Annotated in this window: 1 pseudogene; it reads left to right on the top strand. The window is 63.3% G+C overall.

What is annotated here, in order from left to right:
* Positions 1 to 1640 (top strand): annotated as a pseudogene (locus CKW37_RS32900) (sugar-binding protein); the annotation flags it as partial.

Below are 1640 nucleotides of genomic sequence, written 5' to 3'. Positions count from 1 at the left end.
CTCAGCGGCCCCAACGTTCCCCTGCGCCTGTCCTACAGCCCGCTCAACACCCTCAATTCCGGGTTCGGCACGGGCTGGACATTGCAGTTGTCGCAGTACGACACCGCCACCAATATCCTCTCCCTGAGCACCGGCGAAACCTTCAAGGTCACCAGCACCAGCAGCACCGATGACCAGTTGCTGATGCGCGAAAAGAAAATCGACTCCTTCCACCTGCACAAGCTCAGCGACACCCGCTTTCGCGTGGTGCACAAGTCCGGCCTGATCGAAGAACTGGCCACCGACAGCGGTGACGCCATCGCCCTGCCGGTGAAAATGATTTCGCCACAAGGCCATCACGTCACCCTGGCCTATTCGGCCTTCGGCAGCATGCGTCGGCTCCTGAGCATCGCCAACGCCGATGGCACGTTGCTGCTGGAGATTCGCCCGCTCGAGTACACCCTGCGGCTTTTTCCCAGGACGCCCAATGAGGCCGTGTTCTCGTTGATTCTTGGCAATGAACAGCGCCTGATGCGCCTTGAACTGCCTACCGCCAGTCCGGCCAGTTGGCGCTTCGGCTATGACACCAAAACCCAGTGCATCAACCAAGTCGAAGGCCCGCTGGGCGGGCGCGAGACCATCGAATACGACACCACCCCGCACCAGTTTCCCGGCACCGGCGGCCGCACCCTGCCGCGGGTCCGCCGCCACCTGCACGAACCTGGCGCGGGCCAGCCAGCTATCGACACCCGCTACCAGTATTCCAGCAACAACTTCCTCGGCCGCAACGCCCCCGGCCTGATCTGGGAAGACAACGGCCTGGACAACCTCTACAAAGTTCTCAGCGCCTACGTCTACGACTCCACCGAACAGCTCTGGGACGCCACCAACAACCGCCCGCGACGCAGCATCAAACGCATCTTCAACCGCTTCCACCTGATCAGCGAGGAACTCACCGAGCAGGGCGGCGCGGTCAAGCGCGTGCGCACCCAGTACTACGCCGACGACAGCAGCGTGCCGTTCGAGCAACAACCGGCGCAGTGCCAGTTGCCCAAGACCGTGACCACCTCCTGGATCGCCGCGGGACAACAACGTGACGAAGTGGTACGCAGCGAGTACGACGTGTACGGCAACCTCACCCTGCAAGTGCAGGCCAACGGCATCAGCGAAACCAGCGAGTACTACCCGGCGACCGCCAGCGACGGCTGCCCGGCCGATCCCCATGGTTTTGTCCGACACCTGAAACAGAAAACCGTGACCCCGGCCAAAGCCGACGTCAACGATGCACCGGTGCTGCGCACCCAGCACCGCTACCTCAGCCAGCCGGGCCTGAGCGGCAGCGCCTGGCCGTGGCTGGCGCTGGAACAGGAAACCCTGGTCCACGTCAACGGCGGCAATGCCGAGCTGCAAAAGACCCGGCACACCTACCTCAACGCGCCGAGCGACAAACTGCTGCATGGCCGGAAATCGCAGACAGCGGTGACCCTCAACGGCAAGACCACCACCACCGACTACGCCTACCTCAAAGCCACCGGCCAGTACGTCGCCCAGCCGGTGCTGCGCACCATGGAAACCCTGAAGACCAACTTCGACGCGGTGAGCAAGGTCATCATCCTGGAACACTCGCTGCTCAACGGCCGCGCGCTGCTGGAGCGTGACGA

Source organism: Pseudomonas sp. Irchel 3E13 (genome assembly GCF_900187455.1).
In the GTDB taxonomy this organism is placed as follows: Bacteria; Pseudomonadota; Gammaproteobacteria; order Pseudomonadales; family Pseudomonadaceae; genus Aquipseudomonas.
This window is presented reverse-complemented; position numbering and strand designations above follow the sequence as displayed.